The organism is Geobacillus sp. FSL K6-0789 (assembly GCF_038593135.1).
Classification (GTDB): domain Bacteria; phylum Bacillota; class Bacilli; order Bacillales; family Anoxybacillaceae; genus Geobacillus; species Geobacillus stearothermophilus.
The window spans coordinates 656,746-678,053 of the sequence record NZ_CP151966.1 but is presented as its reverse complement, the minus strand read 5'-3'; the positions used below and the strand labels follow the sequence as shown (position 1 = coordinate 678,053).

Genomic DNA, 21,308 nt, shown 5'->3' with positions numbered 1-21,308 from the left:
GCGAATAGGCCGGCTCGTTTTCCTAATTTTTCTGACAAACCGATCATCGAACGATGGACTCAACTATCTTTTTTTATTATAATTGTTATAACTTGTTATAACCATGAATAAAATAGTATGGAAGGAGAATCGATATGAGTACGGTGGTGAAACCAATGGAACGAAAAATAACGAAAGTAGGGAACAGTCTAGGAATCACTCTTCCCCAGGAAGTGTTGGACCATTTGAAGGCAAAACAAGGAGATGAAATTCAATTTCGCCTCGAAGCAGATGGAAAAGTGGTCATCAGCAAATACTCACCCATCGACTACAGCATCCTAGACGACTTCGGCCAAGATTTTGTCGATGGTCTCAAAGACTTATTTGCGAATTACGACAACACCCTCCGAAATTTGGCAAAAAAGTAGGCGAAAACAGATATGACTCGTTTTTTGACCGAAAAAGAGATCATCTTCCTCAATGCCTTGTTGATCGAAAAATACACTCCAGAGGAACAAAAAGGCGTAAAATTTCCAGAGCTGTTGAACAGCGCGGTCAACCGCCCGAAACAAAGCGCTTTCGGACAGGACGCTTATCCAACCCTTTGGCTGAAGGCGGCAGCGTTATACGCCAGCCTCTGCCAAAACCATCCGTTTCACAATGCCAATAAACGAACAGGCTTTGCCGCCATGAAACAGTTTCTTTGGCTAAACGGTTATCTCCTCGCCGCTCCGGAAAAAGAAGCAGAAGAATATACCGTGAAAGTCGTGACCGATAAACCATCGATTGAGGAAATCGCAATGTGGATTGAAACGTGGGCGAAAAAAAGATGACCAACGGCTTATTCATTGTTCGTGGTCCATCCCCTCTTCACACATAATTCCCCTCCTCCGTCCCATACTAACGATGACAATACATGCTAAGGAGGAACAAACATGGTCACAAAGCAACAAACGACGCTGCCCCCGCAGCACCAGACGCGTCAGCCCGGCCTGCAAACGGAGATGAACCCGCAGCCGGTCACCATCAAAGACACCTATAAAGGAAGCGGCAAGCTCAAAAACAAAACCGCCATCATCAGCGGCGGCGACAGCGGCATCGGTCGAGCGGTGGCGGTTCATTTCGCCAAAGAAGGCGCCGATGTGGCGATCATCTATCTCAACGAACATGAAGACGCCGAGGAAACGAAACGGCTTGTCGAACAGGAAGGAAGACGGTGCCTGGCGATGGCGGGAGACATCGGGGATGAAGAGTTTTGCAAAGAAGCGGTGAAACAAACAATCGAAGCGTTCGGCAAGCTCGATATCGTCGTCAATAACGCCGCTGAACAGCACCCGCAGCCGAACTTTCTCAACATCACCGCCGCGCAGCTGGAAAAAACGTTTCGCACGAACGTATTCGGCTGCTTTTTCCTAACGAAAGCGGCGCTCCCGCACTTAAAGAACGGAAGCGCCATTATCAACACCGCTTCGGTCACCGCCTACGAAGGAAATGAGCAGCTCATCGACTACTCGGCGACAAAAGGCGCGATCGTCGCCTTCACCCGGTCGCTCGCCAAAGCGCTCGTTGGGCAAGGCATCCGCGTCAATGGCGTCGCCCCAGGCCCGATTTGGACGCCGCTCATCCCGTCGACGTTCAAAAGCGAGCAAGTCGCCACATTCGGCGCCAACACGCCGATGAAACGGCCCGGCCAGCCGAGCGAAGTCGCCCCGTGCTACGTCTTTTTGGCGAGCGATGAGTCGTCGTACATGACCGGGCAAATGCTGCACGTCGATGGCGGAAAATTCGTCAGCGGCTGACCATCTCAGCCGCTGCGGTCAATCCTTTTTGACAAAACTTCGTTATCTTTTCTTACAAAAATATAGAATCATTGTAAAAAAACCGATACGATAAAGCTACGATGTTCCTCCACTTCTTTGCAAGGTGCCCCTCTTCTCTCAGTCCGCCCCGGAATGGGGTGGATTTTTTTCACGTTAAAGGTTCACTAAAGGTAGATCGTTGAACCTAAAAATGCCTCCGCGGCTTCCCCCTCTGTTTTAAGCAGTCAATAGTTCGGGGAATGCCACTGCATGTTTTCTATTCACCATCTCATGTGAAGAGCGTTTCCGCCTCTTGCCCAGCAACCGCTATGTCTCGTTTTTTCTTGCGCACGCAAAGAACAGCCAAAGAAGCGATAACGCCTGGCAGCGCAAAAGCAACAAAGCACATGAAAATGGGGGCTTTCATTCCTAGCAGCGCCCCGCCAAGCGTCGGGCCAACCATTCCTCCTAAGCGACCGACGCCATTGGCCAATCCAACGCCCGTAGAGCGGACATGGGGCGGGATAATATTGCGAGACAAATGTATTCAACAAACTTTGCGTCCCCATTGTACAAACACCAGCTACCGCAATGCGGAAACATTCCATACGTACGGAACACCCAGCATTCCAAGCAACATAAAACCATAACCGCATTCAGCTCCTCTCAACGCCAATGCCATGAGCGAAAAGAGGAGCTCTTTTTCATTTCCCTTTTTCAATCTTCAGCCGACGCTGACTGTGCCGCTTGTTTCACCGCCTTCACCTCATAATGTCCGACTTCGACATTGAGGATGTACTCCGGCTTCGCTTCGTTTCGTCTCTGTTTATGTCCGGCGATATGAGCGTCGCTTTTCTCCCATCTTCCGTCGTATATTTCAAGGCATTGTCAAGCAAAATGACGATCAATTGATGGATGCGTTCACGGTCGCCCACCCACTCAATAGGGATTTGCGCTTCGACGCTCATCGTTTTCTGCTGGTACGAAGCGATCTCGCTGTACTATTCGCCAATGTAGCGGACCAATTCATCCAGCCGAAACGCTTCTTTTTGCATTTCCAACTGATTCGAGTCTGAACGCGCCAAGGTGAGCACATCATTCTTTCTTGCCGCCCTGGATTATTCGTACTGGAGGAAGTGGAAACGCTCGGCAGCTGCACGATTTGCCCTTCGCTCAATCCATCGGTAATTTCAATGTTGTCTTCATTGCTAATGCCGGTTTTCACCGTTTGGCGCACAGCCGTGCTGCTCCCGTCCGCCGACTGTTGGACGACAAGCACGAACTTTTCGTCATTCATCGTGTGAACCGCTTCGATCGGAACATACAACTCATTATCTTTCTTTTCGACTAAAATGCTTACTTCCGCTGTCATGCCGATTTTCACATTCGTCGGTTTATCGATGTGCACCGTCACATCGAAAGTCGACACACCGTTCGAAACCGTCCCTTCTTTGGCGATGGAGGTGACCTTTCCGGTATATGTCGCCTCAGGAAAAGCGTTGATCTTAATCGCAGCGGTTTGTCCGACCTTCACTTTTGGAATATCAAGCTCATCCACTTGCACTTTTACTTGCAAATCGCTGTAATTGGTGAGATGGGCGACGACTTGTCCGTCATTGACGCGGTCTCCTTCTTCCACGTCGAGCGAGGTGATCGTTCCAGCTGCTGGCGCTTCAATCGGATCGCTGCCATCAGTAAATGTAATGAGGTCTTCCCCCTTCGTCACGGTTTCCCCTTCGGAAACGAGCACTTCATCCACTTCTTTGCTGCCGTCAGCTTGAATGTCCGTGCTCGTTACGGACTCAACCGTTCCCGATCCACTCACTTTCACTTCCAACATGCTCGAAAACAAAAAAACGCCCGCCAATACGACGGACGTCTCTTTGCCAACACCGCTTCTTTCTAACGCTGTGCACACGACCCCCGTTCCACGAGCCGGTGCGGGATGATGATGCGTTTGATCGGTTCATTCGGGTTGGTGATTTTCTCCATTAAACTTTTCGCCGCTTCGTAGCCGAGCTGAAAAATGCCGATGTCAACCGACGTGAGCGGCGGACGCGACATTTCGGCGAGCAGCGTGTTGTTGAAGCTGACGATCGAAACATCTTCCGGGACGCCAAGCCCCATTTCATCAAGCGTTTTCAAGATGCCGAGCGCCATGAGATCATCGGCGACGACAAGCCCGGTCGGCGGCTCAGGCAACGAAAGAAGCTCCTTCATCGCCTCTTGGCCGCCTTCCTGCAAAAATTCTTCATGGACGACGTATTCCGGCCGGTACGGAAGCCCCGCCTCCTGCAAGGCCGCGGCGTAGCCGGTTTGGCGGTCGACGGTCACCAAATATTGCGGATTGCCGCCGACAAACGCGATGCGTTCGTGCCCGCGAGCGATCAACCAGTTTGCCGCATCTTTCCCCGCCTGGATGTTGTCGTTGTCGACATGGGTCACTTGTTCCGCTTTTTGGTGCGGTTTGCCGATGACGACGAACGGAAAGCCATGCTTTAACAAGTACTTCATGAGCTTATCGTTTTGCCGTGAGTAAAGCAAAATAACGCCGTCGACGCGCCGTCCTTGCAGCATCTCCACGACTCGCTCGTAAATGTCGTTCTCTTTCTCTCCGGTCGACATTTGCAAAGCATATCGCTTTTCATGGGCGGCTTTGCTGATGCCGCGGATGACTTCCGGGAAAAACGGGTTTTGCAGCGCTTGGTCGGCGGAGCTCGGCATGACGATGCCGATCACTTGCGTCATTTGGCTCGCGAGGCTGCGAGCAATAAAGTTCGGGTGATAGCCGAGCTCTTTCATCGCTTCGCGCACCCGCTGTTTCGTCTTCTCGCTGATGCGCGGGCTGTCGGCGATGACGCGCGAGACGGTTGACGGCGCAACGTTCGCTCGTTTCGCTACGTCTTTAATCGTAACGGTCATAAGGTCCCTCCTTTCCCTCTATTCCGGCATCCGCTTCGCCCGTTTTTTCACCAAATACAAAAACAAAAGAAACAACACGCAAACCGATACGATGGCGGCGATAAACGAAACGTTGATCCCTGTTTTTTCCCGCAGTTTGTACACTTCCGCCGTTTCGCGGTCGAGCACAAGATCGTATCCGTCGCCATCGCCGCGGACGAGATCGTCCAATAAAAAGCCGCGCAGTTCCTTGTTTTTTGGCAGTTGGTCGTTCGTTAGGTGAACGTGCTGCGTTTTGCCCGTGTTGTTGATGGCGATAACCGTTGTTTCATCTTCATATTGCCGTTTCCACACCGCCATGCCGTCTTTTTCATACAGGAGCGTAAAATCGCCGCGCCGCAAAGACGGCAGCTGTTGGCGGAGCGGGCCGATTTTTTTCAAGTAATCAATGATCTCCGGATCGGCGCGGAAATCCATCAAGCGGCGGTTGTCCGGGTCTTCGCCGCCGTTCATGGCGATTTCCGTTCCGTAATACATGATCGGGATGCCGGGGGCGGTGAACAAATACGTCATCGCCAGCTTGATGCGTGAAATCGGATTGTTGCGGTTGTCAATCGAAAGTTTCGTAAACCGCACGTTATCGTGATTGTCCAAAAACGTCCCGAGCAAGTACGGGCGGTCGTAAAACGTTTTGTTGTATTCCCAGACGTCATACAACGGCCGGAGCGATGCATCGCGCCTAGCAAGCGACTGCTTCACCGCGCCATACAGCGGATAATCGACAAAACCGTCGATGCCGTATTGGCCGTACTCGGCAATATAGCGCGGATCGTCGCTCCACACTTCGCCAAGAAGGAAAAAGTCTTGTTTCACCGATTTCACTTCTTTGGCAAACTCCTGCCAAAATGATTTTGGCACATGGCGCACCGTATCGAGGCGATAGCCGTCAATGTCCGTTTCTTTGATCCACCATTTGGCCACATCGATTAAATATTTCTTGACTTCTGGATTTTCCTGCGCTAAATCCGGCAGCCCATACACCCATCCGTTTTCTAGTTGTGTTTGATCATTCCAGTCGAAAATCTCTTTTTTCGGATGGAACCAATCTTTTTTCGCCGGGTCGCGAAGCCATGGATGGTCGTAGCCGACATGGTTGGCGACAAAGTCCAAGATGACTTTCATATGGCGCTTGTGCGCTTCTTTGACAAGCGTCTTCAAATCATCCAGCGTGCCGAAATGCGGATCGACGCGATAAAAATCTTTGATCCAATACCCGTGGTATCCGCCCGGCATGTTTTCGAAAATCGGCGTCAGCCAAATGGCCGTAAATCCCATCTCCTTGATGTAATCGAGTTTCGCCGTCACCCCTTTCAAGTCGCCGCCGAAATACCCTTTCGGATCGTTGACATTGACGCCCTTGTCATTCGTCGGATCCATATTGTTAAACCGGTCGACCATAATGAAATAAATCGCTTCATCTTGCCACGTCCGTTCTTCTTTCTCCGCCGCCTGCACCGGCCAGGCATAAAAAAGAAGGAACGGAAGGACGAGCAGCATAAAGAGCCGGTTCCCCATTTCCATTCCTCCCTTCCCGATTCATTTGCTCATTCGGAAACGGGTAAGCCCACTATTCTATGACAGCGGTTCTTACCCTTTTGTGCCACCGGCCGTTAAGCCGGAAATCAAATACCGCTGCAGGAACAAAAAGACGACGGCGATCGGCGCGGCAATCAAAATCGAGCCGGCGGCAAAGCGGGTGAAGTTGTTCGCAAACCGGTCGCTGATGAAGTTAAACAGCCCGACCGCCAGCGTAAATTTGTCCGGGTCGCGCAACACGATCGACGGCAGCAAAAAGTCGGTGAACGGCGCCATAAAGTTGAACAACGCGACAACGGCCAAAATTGGCTTGGCTAAGGGCAGCATAATGCGGAAAAAGACGCCGAAATGCCCGGCGCCGTCGATGCGCGCCGCCTCATCCAGCTCGCGCGGGATCGTGTCAAAGTAGCCTTTGACCAGCCACGCGTTAAACGGAATTTGCCCGCCGACGTAAATGAGAATGAGCCCCCAAAGCGAATCGAGCAAATTGAGCATATTGAGCAAAATATAGAGCGCGACCATCGCCATGAGCGACGGAAACATTTGCAACACTAAAAACAAATACAGCCCCGTTTTCCGCCCGACGAATTGGTAGCGCGAAAACGCATAGGCGATGAGCGCCGTAAACAAGACGGACAACGCCGCATTGGCCGCCGCAACAAACAAGCTGTTTTTATACCAAAGCAAATAATCGCTGTTCGGATTGGTAAACAACCACTTATAGTGCTCAAACGACCACTTCTCCGGGATGAGCGACGCCGAATACAGGCTCGTTCCTGGATTGAGCGACATGCTGATCGTCCAAAGGAGCGGATAGGCGATGACGACAAACATGAAGGCGATAAACAAATAAATAAGCGCTACTTCCACGCGTGATTTCCATTTGCGGTTCATCAAATGTTCCCCTCCTCTTTAAAGGAACGGGTGCGCCGGAACTGGTAAATGGCAAACCCGCTGACGATCAAGCCGATGATGAGCGAGATCGCCGCCGCCATGTTGTAGTTGTTCGTCGTGAACGTCAAATCGTACACCCATGAAATGAGAATGTCCGTTCCACCGGCGTTTTTCCCGCGCACCGCAGGCCCCCCGTCGTTGAACAAATAGATGATGTTAAAGTTGTTGAAATTGCCGGCGTATTGCATAATCAACAGCGGCGCCGTCGCATACAAGACGTGCGGCAGCGTGATCGATTTGAACTTTTGCCAGCGCGTCGCTCCGTCGATGTCGGCCGCTTCGTACCAGTCGCGGGAAATGCTTTGCAAAACGCCGGTAAACAACGCAAAGACGAACGGGAAGCCAAGCCACGTTTGAATCAAAATAAGCGCCACTTTCGTCCAAAACGGATCGGTCATCCACGGGATCGACACCCCAAACAAACTCAACACTTCGCGGTTGATGGCTCCGAATTTGTCGTTGAACATCGCCGCAAACACCAAAATCGTGACAAACGATGGCACGGCCCACGGCAAAATCAACACCGTGCGGATGAACCGCTTGAACTTGATGCGCGGGTCGTTGACAAGGAGCGCCAAAAACAGGCCAAGGGCGATTTGCGCCGTTGTCGCCACCACGGTCCAAACGATCGTCCAGGCGAGAACGCTAAAAAACGTGCTTTTCCAAATCGGAATTGACACTAAGTTTTTGAAGTTTTCCAATCCAACCCAATTCAGCAAATGCCGTGGCGGCGAGTGGTACAAGTTGTAGTCGGTAAATGCGAGCGACACCATAAACAACAGCGGCAGCACGACGATAAACAACAGCATCACAAGCCCGGGCGTAACAAAGATGTACGGAAATCCTTTATCCCAAGCGTTGCGGCACGATTCCCACAGCGACGGAAACGGTTCGCCCCTTTGCCGGCGGCGGGCGTCGTTGCGCGCATCAATGATGTTCGCAATATGCAGGGCGGCCGCAAACACGATGATGATGACCGAAACCAATCCTTGAATCAAGAGAAAAATCGAATGATCAACCATCGGAATTTCGCCAAGCGTGACGAGTCCCCACAGCCCGATGTTCAAAAAGTTATAAAACGTCAGCAAAAACGAAGCTTCAATGATGATGAACAAGATGCCTTTGACATACCGGCGGTTGTACAACTGCCCAAGGCCGGCAAACAACAAAGACAGCGCCATCGCCACCGCCGGCCGATGGCGGACGTTTGCTTCCGGCATTCCAATCCCCCCTATCATATGGATAAGAATAGTGGATAGGGCTGATCCTATCCACCGCGACATCACTCGTTATTTTCCAGCGCCGCTGGCAGCGATTTTATCTTGAATCGTTTTCACTGCCTCACCGAGCACCGCTTTCGGGTTTTCGCCTTTCGCGATAAATTGCAACGCATTGCTCATCGGCTCCCACACTTGCGACATTTCCGGCACGTTCGGCATCGGCTCGCCGTATTGGATTTGCTCCGCAAAACCGGCGATCAGCGGGTCGTTCGTAATTTTCTCATTCGTCAACGCTTTTTCGTTCGCCGGCATTTCGCCCGCCATTTCATAGTAATGAAGCGAATTTTCTTCGTTCGTGACAAACTTCATGAAGTCGACCGCCCATTCTTTGTTTTTCGAATAGGCTGATAACATCCATGTTTTCACGCCGACAAACGATTTCGGATGCTCGCCGTTGTCTAAGACCGGCAACGGTGCGGTCGCTAATTTGTCGCCCAACGCTTCTTTATACGACGCGATGTTCCATGGTCCGGTGATGGCAACCGCCACATTTCCTTTCGTAAACAGCCCGTTCATAATATCGCCGGTGATTTCTTTCGGAATGTAGCCGTTTTTAAACCACGATTGGACGAGCTCGGCTCCTTTGACGGCTCCATCATTCGCGAGCCCAATGTCGCTTATGTCGTATTTGCCGTTTTCATTTTTAAACACATAGCCGCCGTATCCGGCGAAGAACGGATAAACGAAATAGAAATTCGTCGCTTCCATTAAAAAGCCGTATTGGTCTTTGGCCGCATTCGTTTTTTCCTTGGCGATCTTCATCAAGTCATCCAGCGTTTTCGGCGCTTCCGGCACTAAATTTTTATTGTAGAACACGCCGTATGTTTCAACGACCATCGGCACGCCATACGTCTTTCCGTCATAGGTGACCGCCTTGATGGCTGTCGGACTGTACTCGCCTTTCGCATCGCCAAGGTCGACTGGATCGGCCAATCCTTGCAGCACAATGTCGCCGATGCGGTCATGCGGCTGGTAGAACACATCCGGCCCTTTGCCAGCCGGTCCGTCGAGCGCTAGTTTTTTCGTTTGATCGAGCATGCTGACCGCAACCATCTCGATTTTGATTCCGGTTTTTTCTGTGTACTTTTGGAAAATATCTTTTAATGCTTGTTTCTGCTTTTCGTCGTCGTTCACCCAAACGACTAGTTTGTCTGGTTTTTCCGCCTTTTCGGTCGTTCCTTGACTTTCTTTCGGCTGTTGAACATCCCGTTTCGGTCCGCAGGCAGCGAGCACGCCCACGAGCAGCACAGCCATGAGAAACAAAGACAATGTTTTCTTCATGCTCTCCCTCCTCTTTTGATCCACTCTTTTTCAGTGCAACCGTAGCGAAACCGTTTGCGCATTAGCATTAAAATCGCAATCACTCCAATGAAAACGATTGCACCTTTCAACTTCTATTATATCGTCTATTTTTCATTTTACAAGCTTATTTTTTATGAAATTTTGACTTTTTTTTACATTGGTGTACGCTTTGTTTAACGGAAGTCTATCATGCAAACGATTGCTTTCACCCAAATTGGATTCAAGAGGGGGAACGATGATGCAAAAAGAAGCCATTCACCACCGCCCGACTGACAACTTCGCCTATGCCTATGATGGCGAAACGCTTCATCTTCGGCTTCAGACAAAAAAAGATGATGTTGATCGGGTGGAGCTGTTGCACGGCGACCCGTACGAGTGGCAAGACGGCGCCTGGCAGTTTCAAACGATGCCGATGCAGAAAACGGGAAGCGACGAACGATTTGACTATTGGTTCGCCGAGGTCAGACCGCCATATCGGCGGCTGCGCTATGGGTTTGTGCTTCGAGCTGGGGGCGAACAACTGGTCTATACGGAAAAAGGATTTTACCATGAAGCTCCGAGCGACGACATCGCTTACTACTTTTGCTTCCCCTTTCTTCATCGTGTCGACCTGTTCCAAGCGCCGGGCTGGGTAAAAGACACCGTATGGTATCAAATTTTCCCTGAGCGGTTCGCCAACGGCAACCCGGCCATCAGTCCGGAAGGAGCGCGGCCGTGGGGAAGCGAAGACCCAACGCCGACAAGTTTTTTTGGGGGGGATTTGCAAGGAATTATCGACCATCTCGATTACTTGGCTGACCTTGGCATCACCGGCCTTTACTTGACGCCGATTTTCCGCGCGCCGTCGAACCATAAATACGACACCGCTGATTATTTTGAAATCGACCCGCACTTTGGGGACAAAGAGACGTTGAAAACACTTGTCAAGCGCTGCCATGAAAAAGGGATCCGCGTCATGCTCGATGCAGTCTTCAACCATTGCGGCTATGAGTTTGCCCCGTTTCAAGATGTGTTGAAAAACGGCGCAGCCTCTCGGTATAAAGATTGGTTCCATATTCGCGAGTTTCCGCTCCAAACCGAGCCGCGCCCGAACTACGACACATTTGCGTTCGTGCCGCACATGCCGAAACTCAACACCGCTCATCCGGAAGTGAAGCGCTACTTGCTTGATGTCGCGACATACTGGATTCGCGAGTTTGATATTGACGGCTGGCGGCTCGATGTGGCAAACGAAATCGATCATCAATTTTGGCGCGAATTCCGGCAGGCAGTGAAGGCGCTAAAGCCCGATGTGTACATTCTCGGCGAGATTTGGCATGACGCCATGCCGTGGCTGCGCGGCGACCAATTTGACGCCGTCATGAACTACCCGTTCACGGACGGAGCGCTTCGCTTTTTCGCGAAAGAGGAAATCAGCGCCCGCCAGTTTGCCGATATCATGGTCCGGTTGCTTCATTCGTATCCGAAACAGGTGAACGAAGCGGCATTCAACTTGCTTGGCAGCCATGATACACCAAGGCTGCTTACGGTTTGCGGCGGCGACGTCCGCAAAGCGAAGTTGTTGTTTTTGTTCCAGCTGACGTTCACCGGTTCGCCGTGCATTTACTATGGCGATGAGATCGGCATGACGGGCGGAAACGATCCGGAGTGCCGGAAATGTATGGTGTGGGATCCAGAGAAGCAAAACAAAGAACTGTATGAACATGTCAAGCAACTGATCGCTCTTCGCAAGCAATATCGGGCGCTTCGACGCGGCGATGTCGCTTTTCTCGCCGCCGATGATGAAGCGAACCATCTTGTTTATAAAAAAACGGATGGCAATGAAACGGTCATGATCATCATCAACCGGAGCAACGAAGCAGCAGAAATTCCCATGCCGATCGATGCGCGTGGAAAATGGCTGGTCAACCTTCTGACAGGGGAGCGATTCGCTGCAGAGGCGGAAACACTTTGCGTCTCCTTGCCGCCGTACGGGTTTGTGCTTTACGCGGTCGAAAGCTGGTAAGGCGACTGAGCGGGCGGTTACGGACAAACATATCGGTTGCCGGTGCAGAGGACAAGCTGCACCGATTTGATCTTTTGCTGACCGTCCCCATCTATACCACCGGCATAGAAGAAGGTCAATTACGCCGCGCCATGCGCCGATATTCGGTCGGCGTGATTCCTTCCACCTTTTTAAACAGGCGCGAAAAGTAGGCGCCATCGTCAATGCCAACCCGCTTGGCGATCGCCTCAATCGTCTCGTTCGTCTCCGCCAACCATTGCTTTGCCTTTGACAACCGATAATGCGCCAAGTAGCGGCTAAATCCCATGCCCATCGTTTTTTGCATGCAGCGTGTGATGTAGTCCGGGTGGAATCGGAGCTCCTGTGCGAGCATGTCCAGTGTAATCGTCTCGCTGAAATGTTTCTCGATATACGCAACCACCGCGGCGCTGATCTGTTCAGACGCACTCGGCACGGAAAGCTCTTGTTTTTGCAAGTGCCAAAGGAATTCGATGAACAACAGCAGCTGCCGGAGTGGCTGATCGATATCCCGCCGAATGTTTTGTTCCACGATTTGACTTAGCAGCTGTTCCACCCGCTCGCGCTGCTTGACTTCGCCATATTGACGGATGGAGAGCCGGTATTGGATCGGCTCGGTGTATGTCGCCTCCTTTTCGATCACGATCTGCCGGCTGACACCCCAATCGGAAACAACCGCAAAGTCTGGCAGCAAAAAATGAAGCCAAACCAGCTCCGTCCGTTCTTCGCATGGGCGGTGTCCGTAATGTTCCCTTCCCGGAATCAACAACAAATAGTGTCCACTGCCAACCGCAAACTCGCGCCCGTTTTCTGTCATATACAAACAGCCTCGTTTCACGTAAAGCAAATCAAAGACGGAAAATGTGCGGCGGAAATGCTTCTTTCCTTCCAGAAATACACTTTCCGCCCCTTTGATGAACACCGGCAGCGGCGGCATGGAAAATGTGACCGTATCCATCGGCCTCTCCCCTCTTTTGTCGGAAATGTGCAAGCAAAATCGCTTCTTTCTCTTTCCATTATGCAACAAACTAGCTAAACTGAATATATCGTTCAAGTCGGAATAAGAAAAAGGAGTTGTCTCAACATGCGCCATGAGGCCAAAACGCGGTCACTGTTTTCCTTGACGTGGCCAATTTTTATTGAAACGCTGCTCTATATGGTGATGGGCAACGCCGATACACTGATGCTCAGCCAGTATTCAGATCACGCGGTTGCTGCCGTCGGGGTGGCGAACCAAATCATCGCGTTAACGATCGTGCTGTTCAACTTCGTTGCCTTGGCGACCGCCGTGCTTGTCGCCCAATACTTAGGCGCCCGCCGAGAGCAAGAAGCCGTTGACGTATCGCTTGTATCCCTCGTGGCCAATTTGTTGTTCGGATTGTTGTTAAGCGCCATTCTCGCCGCATTCAGCGAGCCGATTTTGCGAATGATGGATTTGCCCGCCGAGCTGCTCGATGAAGGAACCCATTATTTGGCGATTGTCGGTGGATTTTTGTTCATCCAAGCGCTGATGATGACGGTCGGCGCCATTTTGAAAAGCTATGGCTTCACCCGTGACACGATGTATGTGGCGGTTGGCATGAACGTTTTGCACGTCATCAGCAACGCGGTCCTCATTTTTGGCTTGTTTGGCCTGCCCGCCCTCGGCATCCAAGGGGCTGCTATATCGACCGCCGCCAGCCGTGGCATGGCCTTTCTCGCACTTCTTGCTTTGTTGCGCAAACGAACAAACATTTCGCTCGCACCAAGGGCGTTTCGCCGCCTTCCGTTTCACTATTTGCGCTCACTGCTGAAAATCGGTGTTCCGGCAGCCGGGGAACATCTTTCGTACAATACGGCGCAAATGGTCATTACGTATTTCATTACATGGCTTGGCGCTGAGGCATTGACCGTCCGTGTATACACGCAAAACATTATGATGTTTGTGTTTTTATTCGGCATCGCCGTCAGCCAAGGAACGCAAATTCTCGTCGGCCACTTCGTCGGGGCCGGGCGATACGAGGAAGCCTACGCCCGCTGCTTGAAAAGTTTGTACAGCGCCATCGCCATCTCAGTGTTGCTGGCCGCAGCCGCCTATTGGTTTGCCGAACCGTTGCTGTCGCTCTTTACCGATGACCGCTCAATGATTGTTCTTGGCCGCAAACTGTTGCTGTTAACGATTATCCTTGAACCGGGGCGCTCATTTAATTTAGTGATTATCAGCTCGCTTCGTGCCGCTGGCGATGTGCAATTCCCTGTCTATATGGGCATTTTGTCGATGTGGGGCGTCGGCGTGACCATTGCTTACGTATTTGGCATCGCCCTCGGATTTGGCCTCGTCGGCATTTGGCTGTCGTTCATCGCCGACGAATGGCTTCGCGGACTGTTGATGCTTTGGCGCTGGCGGTCGCGCGTCTGGATGAAAAAAACGATGGTACCACAAGCAAAAATGGCGTAGCGCCGCCAAATCGAATAAGAGCTGCGCGTAGGCGCAGCTCTTATTCTTTAATGCGAATGCCGTAATGATCAAACCAAACGTGCACTTGGCCAAGGTAAGCGAGCAGCTGCGGACCGGTCATGAGCTGCCCAAACCACGGCACTTGGAACGACTTCCCTTCTGTTTCAATGAGCGCCAACAATTTTTCCCGGTCGAAAAACTCGTGCAAAACCGAAGAGCGGTCATGGAGCAACTGCTCAAGCCATTGCTTGACAAGTTTCGTATATAGAGGATGGTGCGTTTTCGGATAGGGGCTTTTTTTCCGGTAGAGCACCTCTTCGGGAAGCAATCCCTCGAGCGCTTTTCGCAAAAGGCCTTTTTCTCGTCCTCCATACATTTTCATATCCCACGGAATGTTCCAAACGTATTCGACAATGCGATGGTCAGCGAACGGCACGCGCACTTCCAAGCTTGCTCCCATGCTCATCCGGTCTTTCCGGTCAAGCAGTGTCGTCATAAACCAAATCATATTTAAGTAAAACAGCTCACGCCGCTTCGCCTCCTCGGCGCTTTCCCCCTCGAGACGCGGCACTTCAGCAAGCGTTTGTTCATAACGCATTTGCACATAGTCGTCAAGGCGAAGCTTTTGTCGCCACTCATCTTTTAATAGACCCATGCGCGCGTCGACCGAACGCATCCACGGAAATCCTTTCCGAGACAAATCGTCCGGCCGATGAAACCATGGATAGCCGCCGAAAATTTCATCGGCGCACTCCCCTGATAAGCTGACGACAAACCGGTTGCGAATTTGTTTGCAAAACCAAAGAAGCGAAGAATCGACATCGGCCATGCCTGGAACGTCGCGGACGATGACGGCTTCATGCAAATGGCGGAACAGTTCTTCTTGCGTGATCACACAGCGATGATGAACCGTTTGAAATTTGTTTGACACCTGTTCGATAAATGGCGCATCCGTGTTTGGTTGAAAATCGTTGGCTTTGAAATACTGGTCGTTTCCTTCATAATCGATCGAGTAGGTGTGCAGCGGCCCTTTTCCAGCTGTCGCAAAGGCATTGGCGGCAATCGCCGTAATGGCGCTCGAATCGACCCCGCCAGAAAGGAAGGTGCAGACCGGCACATCGGAAATGAGTTGGCGCGTGACCGCATCCGTCAATAGAAAGCGCAGCTTTTCGACCGTTTCCTCGAATGAATCGCGATGGACGTCGCTTTCGACATTCCAATACCGCCAAATGCGAAGCCCGTTGCGAGAGAACGTGAGCGCATGTGCCGGGCGCAGCTCTCGAATGCCGTCAAACACCCCGTGCCCCGGTGTGCGCGACGGTCCGAGGCCGAACACTTCGGCGAGTCCTTCATAATTGACTTCTGCCTTTACATCGGGATGGGCCAAAATGGCTTTCACTTCCGAGCCGAACAGCAGCCCCCCGCCATCTTCTCGATAAAACAAAGGTTTTACTCCGAGACGGTCGCGCGCCATAAATAACAGCTCGCGCTCCCCATCCCAAACGGCGAAGGCAAAAATGCCGTTGAGCCAGTCAACACATTGTTCTTTCCATTCGATATAAGCGGCGAGCAGCACTTCCGTATCGGAGTGGCCGTCAAACCGGTAACCTTTATGCAACAGCTCCTTCCGGATGTCTTCCGTATTATACAGCTCGCCGTTATAGACGATCGTATAACGATGTCCGTTTTTTTGCCGGACCATCGGTTGTTTGCCGCCAGCCGGATCCACGACGACAAGCCGTTTATGACCGAAGGCGACATGAGTGTCCAGCCACGTATTTGTATCATCCGGTCCACGTTTGGCGAGCGTCTCTGTCATGCTGTCAATGACCGTCCGCTCGCGGCGCAAATTGCGCCCGAAATGGACACAGCCAGTAATGCCACACATACAAACCAATCCTTTCTTTTTATCAAAGATGGCAAGTTCTCACCCGTTTCCATCATTTCGTCCGTTCTTTTTTCACGATCGTTTCCAGCGATCGCTCCTTTGATTCATGATGGTTCTCCACGTCGGCATGATTCCATTTTATGCACCACTGGTCATTTCGATGAATTGTCCGATGTCAACAATAACGTGAATAAACGGACGAAAAGGTGGAAAAAAAGAGAAGTACAAGGAGCATTCCCGTTAGGAGCTTTTCCGGGGACTTGATCAAAAAAAGCCCTCTTGGTATGATGCAGGGGTGTCAACCACATCACTCACCATACCAAGGAGGACTTCAGATGAATTGTACACAAAACTATAAAATTGATCAAGTTACGGAACAAACGCTTGTCGTGGGCATCGATATCGCGAAACGAACCCACTACGCCTGCTTCGTGGATGACCGGGGGCGCGTGCTTCGCAAGTCGTTCCCGATCTTCCAGTCGAAAGAGGGGTTTCAGCAGCTGTATAAAGCGATTCAGGAGGCGATGCAAGCGTTTGGGAAGTCAGAGGTGATCGTCGCGGTGGAGCCGACCGGGCACTACTGGTTGAACCTGGCCTACTTCCTCGAGGAGCACGGGATCCCGTTGGTCATGGTCAACCCGGCGCATGTGTGCCGGTCGAAAGAACTCGATGACAACCTGCCGACGAAACACGACGCCAAAGACGCCCTGGTCATTGCCAGACTGGCAAAAGACGGACGATTCCTCGTTCCCCGGCTGCTGCACGAGATCGAAGCCGATTTGCGCGTGGGAAGCACGCTCAAAGAGAAGCTCCGCAAGGAACAGACGGCGGTGAAAAACGCGATCGTCCGCTGGACGGATCGGTATTTTCCAGAGTTTTGGACCGTGTTTCGTGACTTGGGGAAAACGGCGCTTTCGGTGTTGGAGTGGACGCCGCTTCCGGCTGATATGGCCGGTCGGACCGCCGAGGAGCTCATCGAGGTGTACCGGCAAAGCAAAGGGATGAAATGCCCGCAGAAGGCCAAAATTCAGGCGTTGATCAACACCGCGAAGGACTCGATTGGGGTGACGGAAGGGACAGCGATGGCCCGGTTTGAGATCGCCGCGCTCGTCCGCCGATACCGCCAATTGGAGGCGGAGATCGCTGCACTGGACGCCGAGTTGAAGGCATTGGTTCAAACGACGATGGAGTACCAATGGTTGAAAACGGTCGACGGGTTGGGAGACGCCACGATCATCGATCTGCTGGCGGAGATCGGCAGCTTCGCCCATTATCGGGACCCGCGCCAATTGGTGAAGTTGGCGGGCCTGACGCTCAAGGAGAACTCCTCCGGCCAGCGCAAAGGGCAAAAGCACATCTCCAAACGGGGACGGAAACGGCTGCGCTCGGTGCTGTTTCGGGCGATGATTCCGCTGATTCGGCATAACAAGGCGTTTCGCGAGCTGCATGAGTATTATACGACCCGATCCGTCAATCCGCTGACCGGAAAGCAGTCCATCGTCGCCTTGTGCCGGAAGCTGTTGAATGTGCTGTTTGCGATTTGTACGAAGAAACAAGCGTTTGACGCGGAGCGAATGAAGCAGGACGTCTTGTCCCAAGTGCAACGGACGGCCTAAGGCCTCCCCCTGCGAACGGAAGAATCGTTGGACAACGAGATGACACCGGAGAAGCTGGCGTGATTTCATCCATTCGACCTTGAGTCCCTAAAGGAGCTTGGCCGGCCTCCGCCTGATGACGAGACCGAACGAGGGAATGTTGGCGCGAAGACGCCCGGAGACATGGGAGGGTTCGTCCTCATCAGCGACGCGGAGATCCAAAGGGTGCATCGAATATGCTTCCCCCCACGGCAGGAAAATATCCCCAGCCGTGGCCGCGAAGCGCACCCTAGGTCTGTAAGATATCCACAAAACTGAAAAAGGATGTAAGGGATTTTGTCGAAAAATATTTTTTGGACACCCCTGAGGGGCCGAAAAGCCTTGATACATCAACATTTCTAGAGGGAGGATGAGAGACATTGAATATTGAAGAGCGCCTGCAGTGCATTGCTGAACAGCCGCGGGCTTACGTGCAAGGAACAGCGGAGTTTGTCAACAATGAATGGGTGTTTTTTGATGAGGAAGCAGAGGAAGCGGTGTTAGTCGAGGAGATGGCCCAGCAAGGGATTAAACTGTTCCGCTATGGGCATTGGCTGTCCGGACGGTGGCAGGAAAACGGCACGATCGCGACCGACCTCGGCATCTTCCCCCTCACTGACGGCGACCGCATCCGCTTCCGCAAACAGCTGACATACGCGTACCGGCAATGGCTTGCCTCGCTTCCCAATCCGTCCTTTTTTCAATACGTCCAATGGCTGAACCATCTTGGGTTTTCGCTTTACGACTGCCTGTACTGCTACAACGGCTTATTGTTTGCCAAATCATCCGGCGTCAATTTTATGATCTATGACAATACAGAGCAAATCGCCAGCGTCCATCATTACTATGAACGCGGGCCGATGCCGGCCGACCGATTTGAAATAACATTCAACAGCGGCGAACGGGCGATTTGCGCCCAAATAGGCTGAGGACAAAAGCGGCAACCAATAGAAGGCTGCCGCTTCGCTTTAGAATAAGTCAAAACCAAGCGGCAGCAGCAGGCCAAGGAACAGCGTCACCACAAGGGCAATGACCCATTGCGTCCATCCTGCCGCCGCGCTTTTTCCTTTTTTTACAGCTGCTAAAACCATTTCCATCGCTCCGATCACCCACAGCCCGGCAAGCGCTTTTAGCCAATAAAGCGCGGATATCGAAGCAATGCTATGCAGCAAAAGCCCCCCCGTCGCGATCGTGAGAATGTAAAACAGCCGCAACACCATTTGCACGATCTTGGCTTTGCCCGCCCCTTGCCGCTCCATCGACACCGCAAGGAAAAACAAAACAATCGTGATGAGCCAGCTCGTAATATGGGCATGCGTCAACATCCATCCCTCCAACCATTCCTTGTTCCTTCCCATCATAGCACGGCGGGCGGACGGTTGACAAACTTCACGAAAACGAAAGACGCCCTTTCTTTCAAGAGGACGCCTTTTGAGCATCAATGGGGGCTTCCTCACTTTCGCCGTTTACTCTCCCACTTTGTTGCGCAACATGCCGATGCCTTCCACCGTCACCTCAATGACATCACCCGTCTGCAAAAAACGCGGCGGGTTCATCCCTTTGCCGACTCCAGCCGGCGTTCCTGTCGCAATGATGTCGCCCGGCTCAAGCGTAATGCCTTTGGAGATCGTCTCGATGATCGATTCAATGGAAAAAATCAACTGTTTCGTGCTCGCGCGCTGGCGCACTTCCCCGTTCACCCGCGTTTCAATGCGCAAGTCATTAGGATTCGGGACAAAACGGCGCGGCGCAAATGAACCGCCCGGTCGTCTCCTTGCGGCACGGCTCCAACAAACATTTCTCCATCGAAAAGTGCGGTGATCAGTTTCATCGTGCCTCTCTCCCTTTCTTTGTTATGTAGCGGACGCTTCGTAAACTCTTCTCTTCCACCCGTCTTCGTCATTTTGGCGCGTTGAGGATGATATTCGCCATCGAGGCGAAAAAGTCCTGTTTTTGTAGAATTTTGTCTAAATTAGTAAATTTATCACTTATTTTCCCGAATCGCTTCCTCTTTTCGTCGGGATATGTATAATAATGTTTAGTTTCCACTAGGGCGTCGATTGCGACTTTCGTCATGCAACAAACGTCTTGCATCGACGCGGCATGTCTTAACCAACATTTCAAACAATTGATGGTGAAGGAAATGGTTCTGTTGCAAATTGAAGAAAAACGACAACAAATGATTGAATTGGCGCTCACGTATGGGTTCACGGCCAAAGAGACGATCGAATGCAGCCAAGAGCTTGACCAATTGATCAACCAATATTTGCAGCACACGAGAATGTTGGAATCGCCTTCCCCGTCCGTTCAGTAAGCGGGGGTTTTTATTGCCCCGGCCGGCGGCGAAACGGCGGCCGCGTTCCGTATGTCCCCCACCTCCACATCCACTCAACCGGACCATAATGAAAACGCGCAAACCAAAAGCGGCTTATCCACACTTGAGTCGCATACAAAGCAAACGCAATCAACATCTCCTGCCATGCGCTTGTGCGTCCGTACCACCCAAGCCCATAACCATAAAACAGCGACGTGCAAACGAGCGATTGCGCGAGATAATGAGTGAGCGACATTTTGCCAACGTCTTGCCACCACCGCCAAGCGCGCTGCCAACTTCGTTTCCCGCAGACGAACACGGCGGCCGCCGCGTAGAACACCGCCAATGCTGCGCCTCCAAAGCTGTCTTGGATGTACATGGTCAAGTTGTTGACCCCAGCCCAATACGGAATGGTTTTCAGTGCTAAACCAAAACATAGCGCCCACCTCATCAGGCGGCGCAGCTTCGCAGGCGAGTGACGATCGGCTTCAAGCGAACGTTGGTCGGCGGCATAGCCGCCAAGCAAACAAAACGGCAGCACGGTCAACACCGTAAGCAAAAGCCCTCCATCGTCGTTGATATACATCCAGTCGTTCCACCGTTGCCAAAACACGTCACGAAACGTTCCGTTTCGATAATGGCGAACCGCCGCGGCCGCCGCGGTCTCGTGGCCGCCGGCTGTCTCCATTTCTCCGGTCAATACATTGAGCGTTAACAACAGCGCCATGAGGCCGTGAAAAAGAAAAAAGACGGCAACAGCCGCCGTCCGCCACCAACGAGGCGGGGCGGCGAAAAAGAAAAGCATGATGAACCCGACGAGGGCGTAGGGGATTAAAATATCGCCAAACCAAAGGCCAAACGCATGAGCAATGCCGATCCCAAGCAAAAGAAAGAAGCGGCGCAACAGAATCGGAATCGGCCGCTTTCCGCGGCTGCTGATCCGGCGAAACATGGTCATCGCCCCGAACCCGAATAAAAACGCAAACAACGGATAGGCGCTCGCTTCAAACAATACGTCGACGACCGCGTCCAAAACTCGGTCAAAAGCACCGCCCTTGACGCTTTCGTTGTATAACGCTGGCGAGGAAACATAACGCATGTTGACAAGCAAAATGCCAAGCAAGGCGAATCCACGCAACACATCCGCCGCGGCGATTCGCTCGGTCGATCTGATCATCGCTTTCTCCCTTCTTTCTACTAC

General features: G+C 52.0%; 21 protein-coding genes and 1 pseudogene. 8 read left to right on the top strand and 14 right to left on the bottom strand.

Annotated features, from left to right (window positions below):
- Positions 1-134 precede the first annotated feature (134 nt).
- The 3 genes from NSQ51_RS03565 to NSQ51_RS03555 all read left to right on the top strand — a co-directional run bounded on the left by NSQ51_RS03565 (position 135) and on the right by NSQ51_RS03555 (position 1,778).
- Positions 135-407, top strand: a complete 273-nt coding sequence (locus NSQ51_RS03565) for an AbrB/MazE/SpoVT family DNA-binding domain-containing protein (RefSeq protein ID WP_033013800.1) — start codon at positions 135-137, stop codon at positions 405-407.
- A 12-nt stretch (positions 408-419) separates the two neighbouring features.
- Complete coding sequence (locus tag NSQ51_RS03560) at positions 420-812, top strand: type II toxin-antitoxin system death-on-curing family toxin (protein ID WP_033013801.1); 393 nt, start codon at positions 420-422, stop codon at positions 810-812.
- Positions 813-914: 102 nt separating this feature from the next.
- Entirely contained in the window at positions 915-1,778 is an 864-nt protein-coding gene (locus tag NSQ51_RS03555) for an SDR family oxidoreductase (RefSeq protein ID WP_049626080.1), read from the top strand.
- 289 nt (positions 1,779-2,067) lie between these two features.
- Here NSQ51_RS03555 and NSQ51_RS03550 read toward each other — a convergent pair whose 3' ends face one another.
- The 8 genes from NSQ51_RS03550 to NSQ51_RS03515 all read right to left on the bottom strand — a co-directional run bounded on the left by NSQ51_RS03550 (position 2,068) and on the right by NSQ51_RS03515 (position 9,790).
- Positions 2,068-2,241, bottom strand: a complete 174-nt coding sequence (locus tag NSQ51_RS03550) for an aromatic acid/H+ symport family MFS transporter (RefSeq protein ID WP_147432141.1) — start codon at positions 2,239-2,241, stop codon at positions 2,068-2,070.
- A 298-nt stretch (positions 2,242-2,539) separates the two neighbouring features.
- Complete coding sequence (locus NSQ51_RS03545) at positions 2,540-2,746, bottom strand: ATP-binding protein (protein WP_033013803.1); 207 nt, start codon at positions 2,744-2,746, stop codon at positions 2,540-2,542.
- Positions 2,743-3,630 (bottom strand): efflux RND transporter periplasmic adaptor subunit, encoded by an 888-nt coding sequence (locus tag NSQ51_RS03540; protein ID WP_328074354.1) that lies wholly within the window; start codon positions 3,628-3,630, stop codon positions 2,743-2,745. The genes NSQ51_RS03545 and NSQ51_RS03540 overlap by 4 nt, the downstream gene beginning before the upstream one ends.
- 50 nt (positions 3,631-3,680) lie before the next feature.
- Positions 3,681-4,700, bottom strand: coding sequence for a LacI family DNA-binding transcriptional regulator (locus tag NSQ51_RS03535; RefSeq protein WP_049626079.1), 1,020 nt, complete (start codon positions 4,698-4,700; stop codon positions 3,681-3,683).
- An 18-nt stretch (positions 4,701-4,718) separates the two neighbouring features.
- A complete protein-coding gene (locus tag NSQ51_RS03530) occupies positions 4,719-6,254 on the bottom strand; it encodes an alpha-amylase family glycosyl hydrolase (protein WP_121650066.1) in 1,536 nt (511 codons plus the stop codon).
- 72 nt (positions 6,255-6,326) lie between these two features.
- Positions 6,327-7,169 (bottom strand): sugar ABC transporter permease, encoded by an 843-nt coding sequence (locus tag NSQ51_RS03525; RefSeq protein ID WP_049624237.1) that lies wholly within the window; start codon positions 7,167-7,169, stop codon positions 6,327-6,329.
- A complete protein-coding gene (locus NSQ51_RS03520) occupies positions 7,169-8,449 on the bottom strand; it encodes a sugar ABC transporter permease (RefSeq protein ID WP_049624236.1) in 1,281 nt (426 codons plus the stop codon). Before NSQ51_RS03520 ends, NSQ51_RS03525 begins: the two co-directional genes overlap by 1 nt.
- Positions 8,450-8,518: 69 nt before the next feature.
- Positions 8,519-9,790: an extracellular solute-binding protein gene (locus NSQ51_RS03515; RefSeq protein WP_049624235.1), complete on the bottom strand. Its 1,272-nt coding sequence runs from the start codon at positions 9,788-9,790 to the stop codon at positions 8,519-8,521.
- 259 nt (positions 9,791-10,049) lie between these two features.
- On the opposite strand from NSQ51_RS03515, the gene NSQ51_RS03510 reads away from it, so the two are divergent.
- Positions 10,050-11,816, top strand: a complete 1,767-nt coding sequence (locus NSQ51_RS03510; RefSeq protein ID WP_033013809.1) for an alpha-glycosidase — start codon at positions 10,050-10,052, stop codon at positions 11,814-11,816.
- A 115-nt stretch (positions 11,817-11,931) separates the two neighbouring features.
- On the opposite strand, the gene NSQ51_RS03505 is transcribed toward NSQ51_RS03510, so the two are convergent.
- Positions 11,932-12,792: an AraC family transcriptional regulator gene (locus NSQ51_RS03505; RefSeq protein ID WP_049624234.1), complete on the bottom strand. Its 861-nt coding sequence runs from the start codon at positions 12,790-12,792 to the stop codon at positions 11,932-11,934.
- 126 nt (positions 12,793-12,918) lie between these two features.
- On the opposite strand from NSQ51_RS03505, the gene NSQ51_RS03500 reads away from it, so the two are divergent.
- Positions 12,919-14,271: an MATE family efflux transporter gene (locus NSQ51_RS03500; RefSeq protein WP_049624233.1), complete on the top strand. Its 1,353-nt coding sequence runs from the start codon at positions 12,919-12,921 to the stop codon at positions 14,269-14,271.
- Between the two features lie 40 nt (positions 14,272-14,311).
- On the opposite strand, the gene asnB is transcribed toward NSQ51_RS03500, so the two are convergent.
- Complete coding sequence (asnB, locus tag NSQ51_RS03495; RefSeq protein ID WP_033013812.1) at positions 14,312-16,159, bottom strand: asparagine synthase (glutamine-hydrolyzing); 1,848 nt, start codon at positions 16,157-16,159, stop codon at positions 14,312-14,314.
- Positions 16,160-16,494: 335 nt separating this feature from the next.
- Here asnB and NSQ51_RS03490 point away from each other — a divergent pair, with 335 nt between their 5' ends.
- Together NSQ51_RS03490 and NSQ51_RS03485 are read left to right on the top strand one after the other, a co-directional pair.
- On the top strand, positions 16,495-17,775 hold the full coding sequence (locus NSQ51_RS03490; protein WP_342462728.1) for an IS110 family transposase: 1,281 nt from the start codon (positions 16,495-16,497) through the stop codon (positions 17,773-17,775).
- A gap of 398 nt (positions 17,776-18,173) precedes the next feature.
- The gene (locus NSQ51_RS03485; RefSeq protein WP_033013813.1) at positions 18,174-18,722 is read left to right on the top strand and encodes a DUF2777 domain-containing protein; all 549 of its coding nucleotides are present in this window, start codon (positions 18,174-18,176) and stop codon (positions 18,720-18,722) included.
- A gap of 39 nt (positions 18,723-18,761) precedes the next feature.
- On the opposite strand, the gene NSQ51_RS03480 is transcribed toward NSQ51_RS03485, so the two are convergent.
- The 3 genes and pseudogenes from NSQ51_RS03480 to NSQ51_RS03470 form a co-directional block, all read right to left on the bottom strand.
- On the bottom strand, positions 18,762-19,115 hold the full coding sequence (locus NSQ51_RS03480; RefSeq protein WP_025950975.1) for a YisL family protein: 354 nt from the start codon (positions 19,113-19,115) through the stop codon (positions 18,762-18,764).
- A gap of 144 nt (positions 19,116-19,259) precedes the next feature.
- Positions 19,260-19,535 (bottom strand): annotated as a pseudogene (locus tag NSQ51_RS03475) (fumarylacetoacetate hydrolase family protein); the annotation flags it as partial.
- Positions 19,490-19,624, bottom strand: a complete 135-nt coding sequence (locus tag NSQ51_RS03470; RefSeq protein ID WP_268760343.1) for a hypothetical protein — start codon at positions 19,622-19,624, stop codon at positions 19,490-19,492. The gene NSQ51_RS03470 and the pseudogene NSQ51_RS03475, both read right to left, overlap by 46 nt.
- Positions 19,625-19,936: 312 nt before the next feature.
- Here NSQ51_RS03470 and NSQ51_RS03465 point away from each other — a divergent pair, with 312 nt between their 5' ends.
- Positions 19,937-20,107, top strand: coding sequence for an aspartyl-phosphate phosphatase Spo0E family protein (locus NSQ51_RS03465; RefSeq protein ID WP_033013892.1), 171 nt, complete (start codon positions 19,937-19,939; stop codon positions 20,105-20,107).
- Positions 20,108-20,117: 10 nt separating this feature from the next.
- Here the strand turns inward: NSQ51_RS03465 and NSQ51_RS03460 are convergent, their stop codons facing one another.
- Positions 20,118-21,284, bottom strand: a complete 1,167-nt coding sequence (locus NSQ51_RS03460) for a DUF418 domain-containing protein (RefSeq protein WP_033013814.1) — start codon at positions 21,282-21,284, stop codon at positions 20,118-20,120.
- Between the last annotated feature and the right edge of the window lie 24 nt (positions 21,285-21,308).

Bases quoted from the DNA above. Each gene is read 5' to 3' on its own strand.
- NSQ51_RS03460 (WP_033013814.1), bottom strand. From the start codon at position 21,284: ATGATCAGATCGACCGAGCGAATCGCCGCGGCGGATGTGTTGCGTGGA.
- NSQ51_RS03545 (WP_033013803.1), bottom strand. From the start codon at position 2,746: ATGAGCGTCGAAGCGCAAATCCCTATTGAGTGGGTGGGCGACCGTGAA.
- NSQ51_RS03510 (WP_033013809.1), top strand. From the start codon at position 10,050: ATGCAAAAAGAAGCCATTCACCACCGCCCGACTGACAACTTCGCCTAT.
- NSQ51_RS03470 (WP_268760343.1), bottom strand. From the start codon at position 19,624: ATGAAACTGATCACCGCACTTTTCGATGGAGAAATGTTTGTTGGAGCC.
- NSQ51_RS03565 (WP_033013800.1), top strand. From the start codon at position 135: ATGAGTACGGTGGTGAAACCAATGGAACGAAAAATAACGAAAGTAGGG.
- NSQ51_RS03525 (WP_049624237.1), bottom strand. From the start codon at position 7,169: ATGAACCGCAAATGGAAATCACGCGTGGAAGTAGCGCTTATTTATTTG.
- NSQ51_RS03555 (WP_049626080.1), top strand. From the start codon at position 915: ATGGTCACAAAGCAACAAACGACGCTGCCCCCGCAGCACCAGACGCGT.
- NSQ51_RS03550 (WP_147432141.1), bottom strand. From the start codon at position 2,241: ATGGTTGGCCCGACGCTTGGCGGGGCGCTGCTAGGAATGAAAGCCCCC.
- NSQ51_RS03465 (WP_033013892.1), top strand. From the start codon at position 19,937: ATGGTTCTGTTGCAAATTGAAGAAAAACGACAACAAATGATTGAATTG.
- NSQ51_RS03560 (WP_033013801.1), top strand. From the start codon at position 420: ATGACTCGTTTTTTGACCGAAAAAGAGATCATCTTCCTCAATGCCTTG.
- NSQ51_RS03520 (WP_049624236.1), bottom strand. From the start codon at position 8,449: ATGCCGGAAGCAAACGTCCGCCATCGGCCGGCGGTGGCGATGGCGCTG.
- NSQ51_RS03515 (WP_049624235.1), bottom strand. From the start codon at position 9,790: ATGAAGAAAACATTGTCTTTGTTTCTCATGGCTGTGCTGCTCGTGGGC.
- NSQ51_RS03505 (WP_049624234.1), bottom strand. From the start codon at position 12,792: ATGGATACGGTCACATTTTCCATGCCGCCGCTGCCGGTGTTCATCAAA.
- NSQ51_RS03530 (WP_121650066.1), bottom strand. From the start codon at position 6,254: ATGGGGAACCGGCTCTTTATGCTGCTCGTCCTTCCGTTCCTTCTTTTT.
- NSQ51_RS03490 (WP_342462728.1), top strand. From the start codon at position 16,495: ATGAATTGTACACAAAACTATAAAATTGATCAAGTTACGGAACAAACG.
- asnB (WP_033013812.1), bottom strand. From the start codon at position 16,159: ATGTGTGGCATTACTGGCTGTGTCCATTTCGGGCGCAATTTGCGCCGC.
- NSQ51_RS03535 (WP_049626079.1), bottom strand. From the start codon at position 4,700: ATGACCGTTACGATTAAAGACGTAGCGAAACGAGCGAACGTTGCGCCG.
- NSQ51_RS03500 (WP_049624233.1), top strand. From the start codon at position 12,919: ATGCGCCATGAGGCCAAAACGCGGTCACTGTTTTCCTTGACGTGGCCA.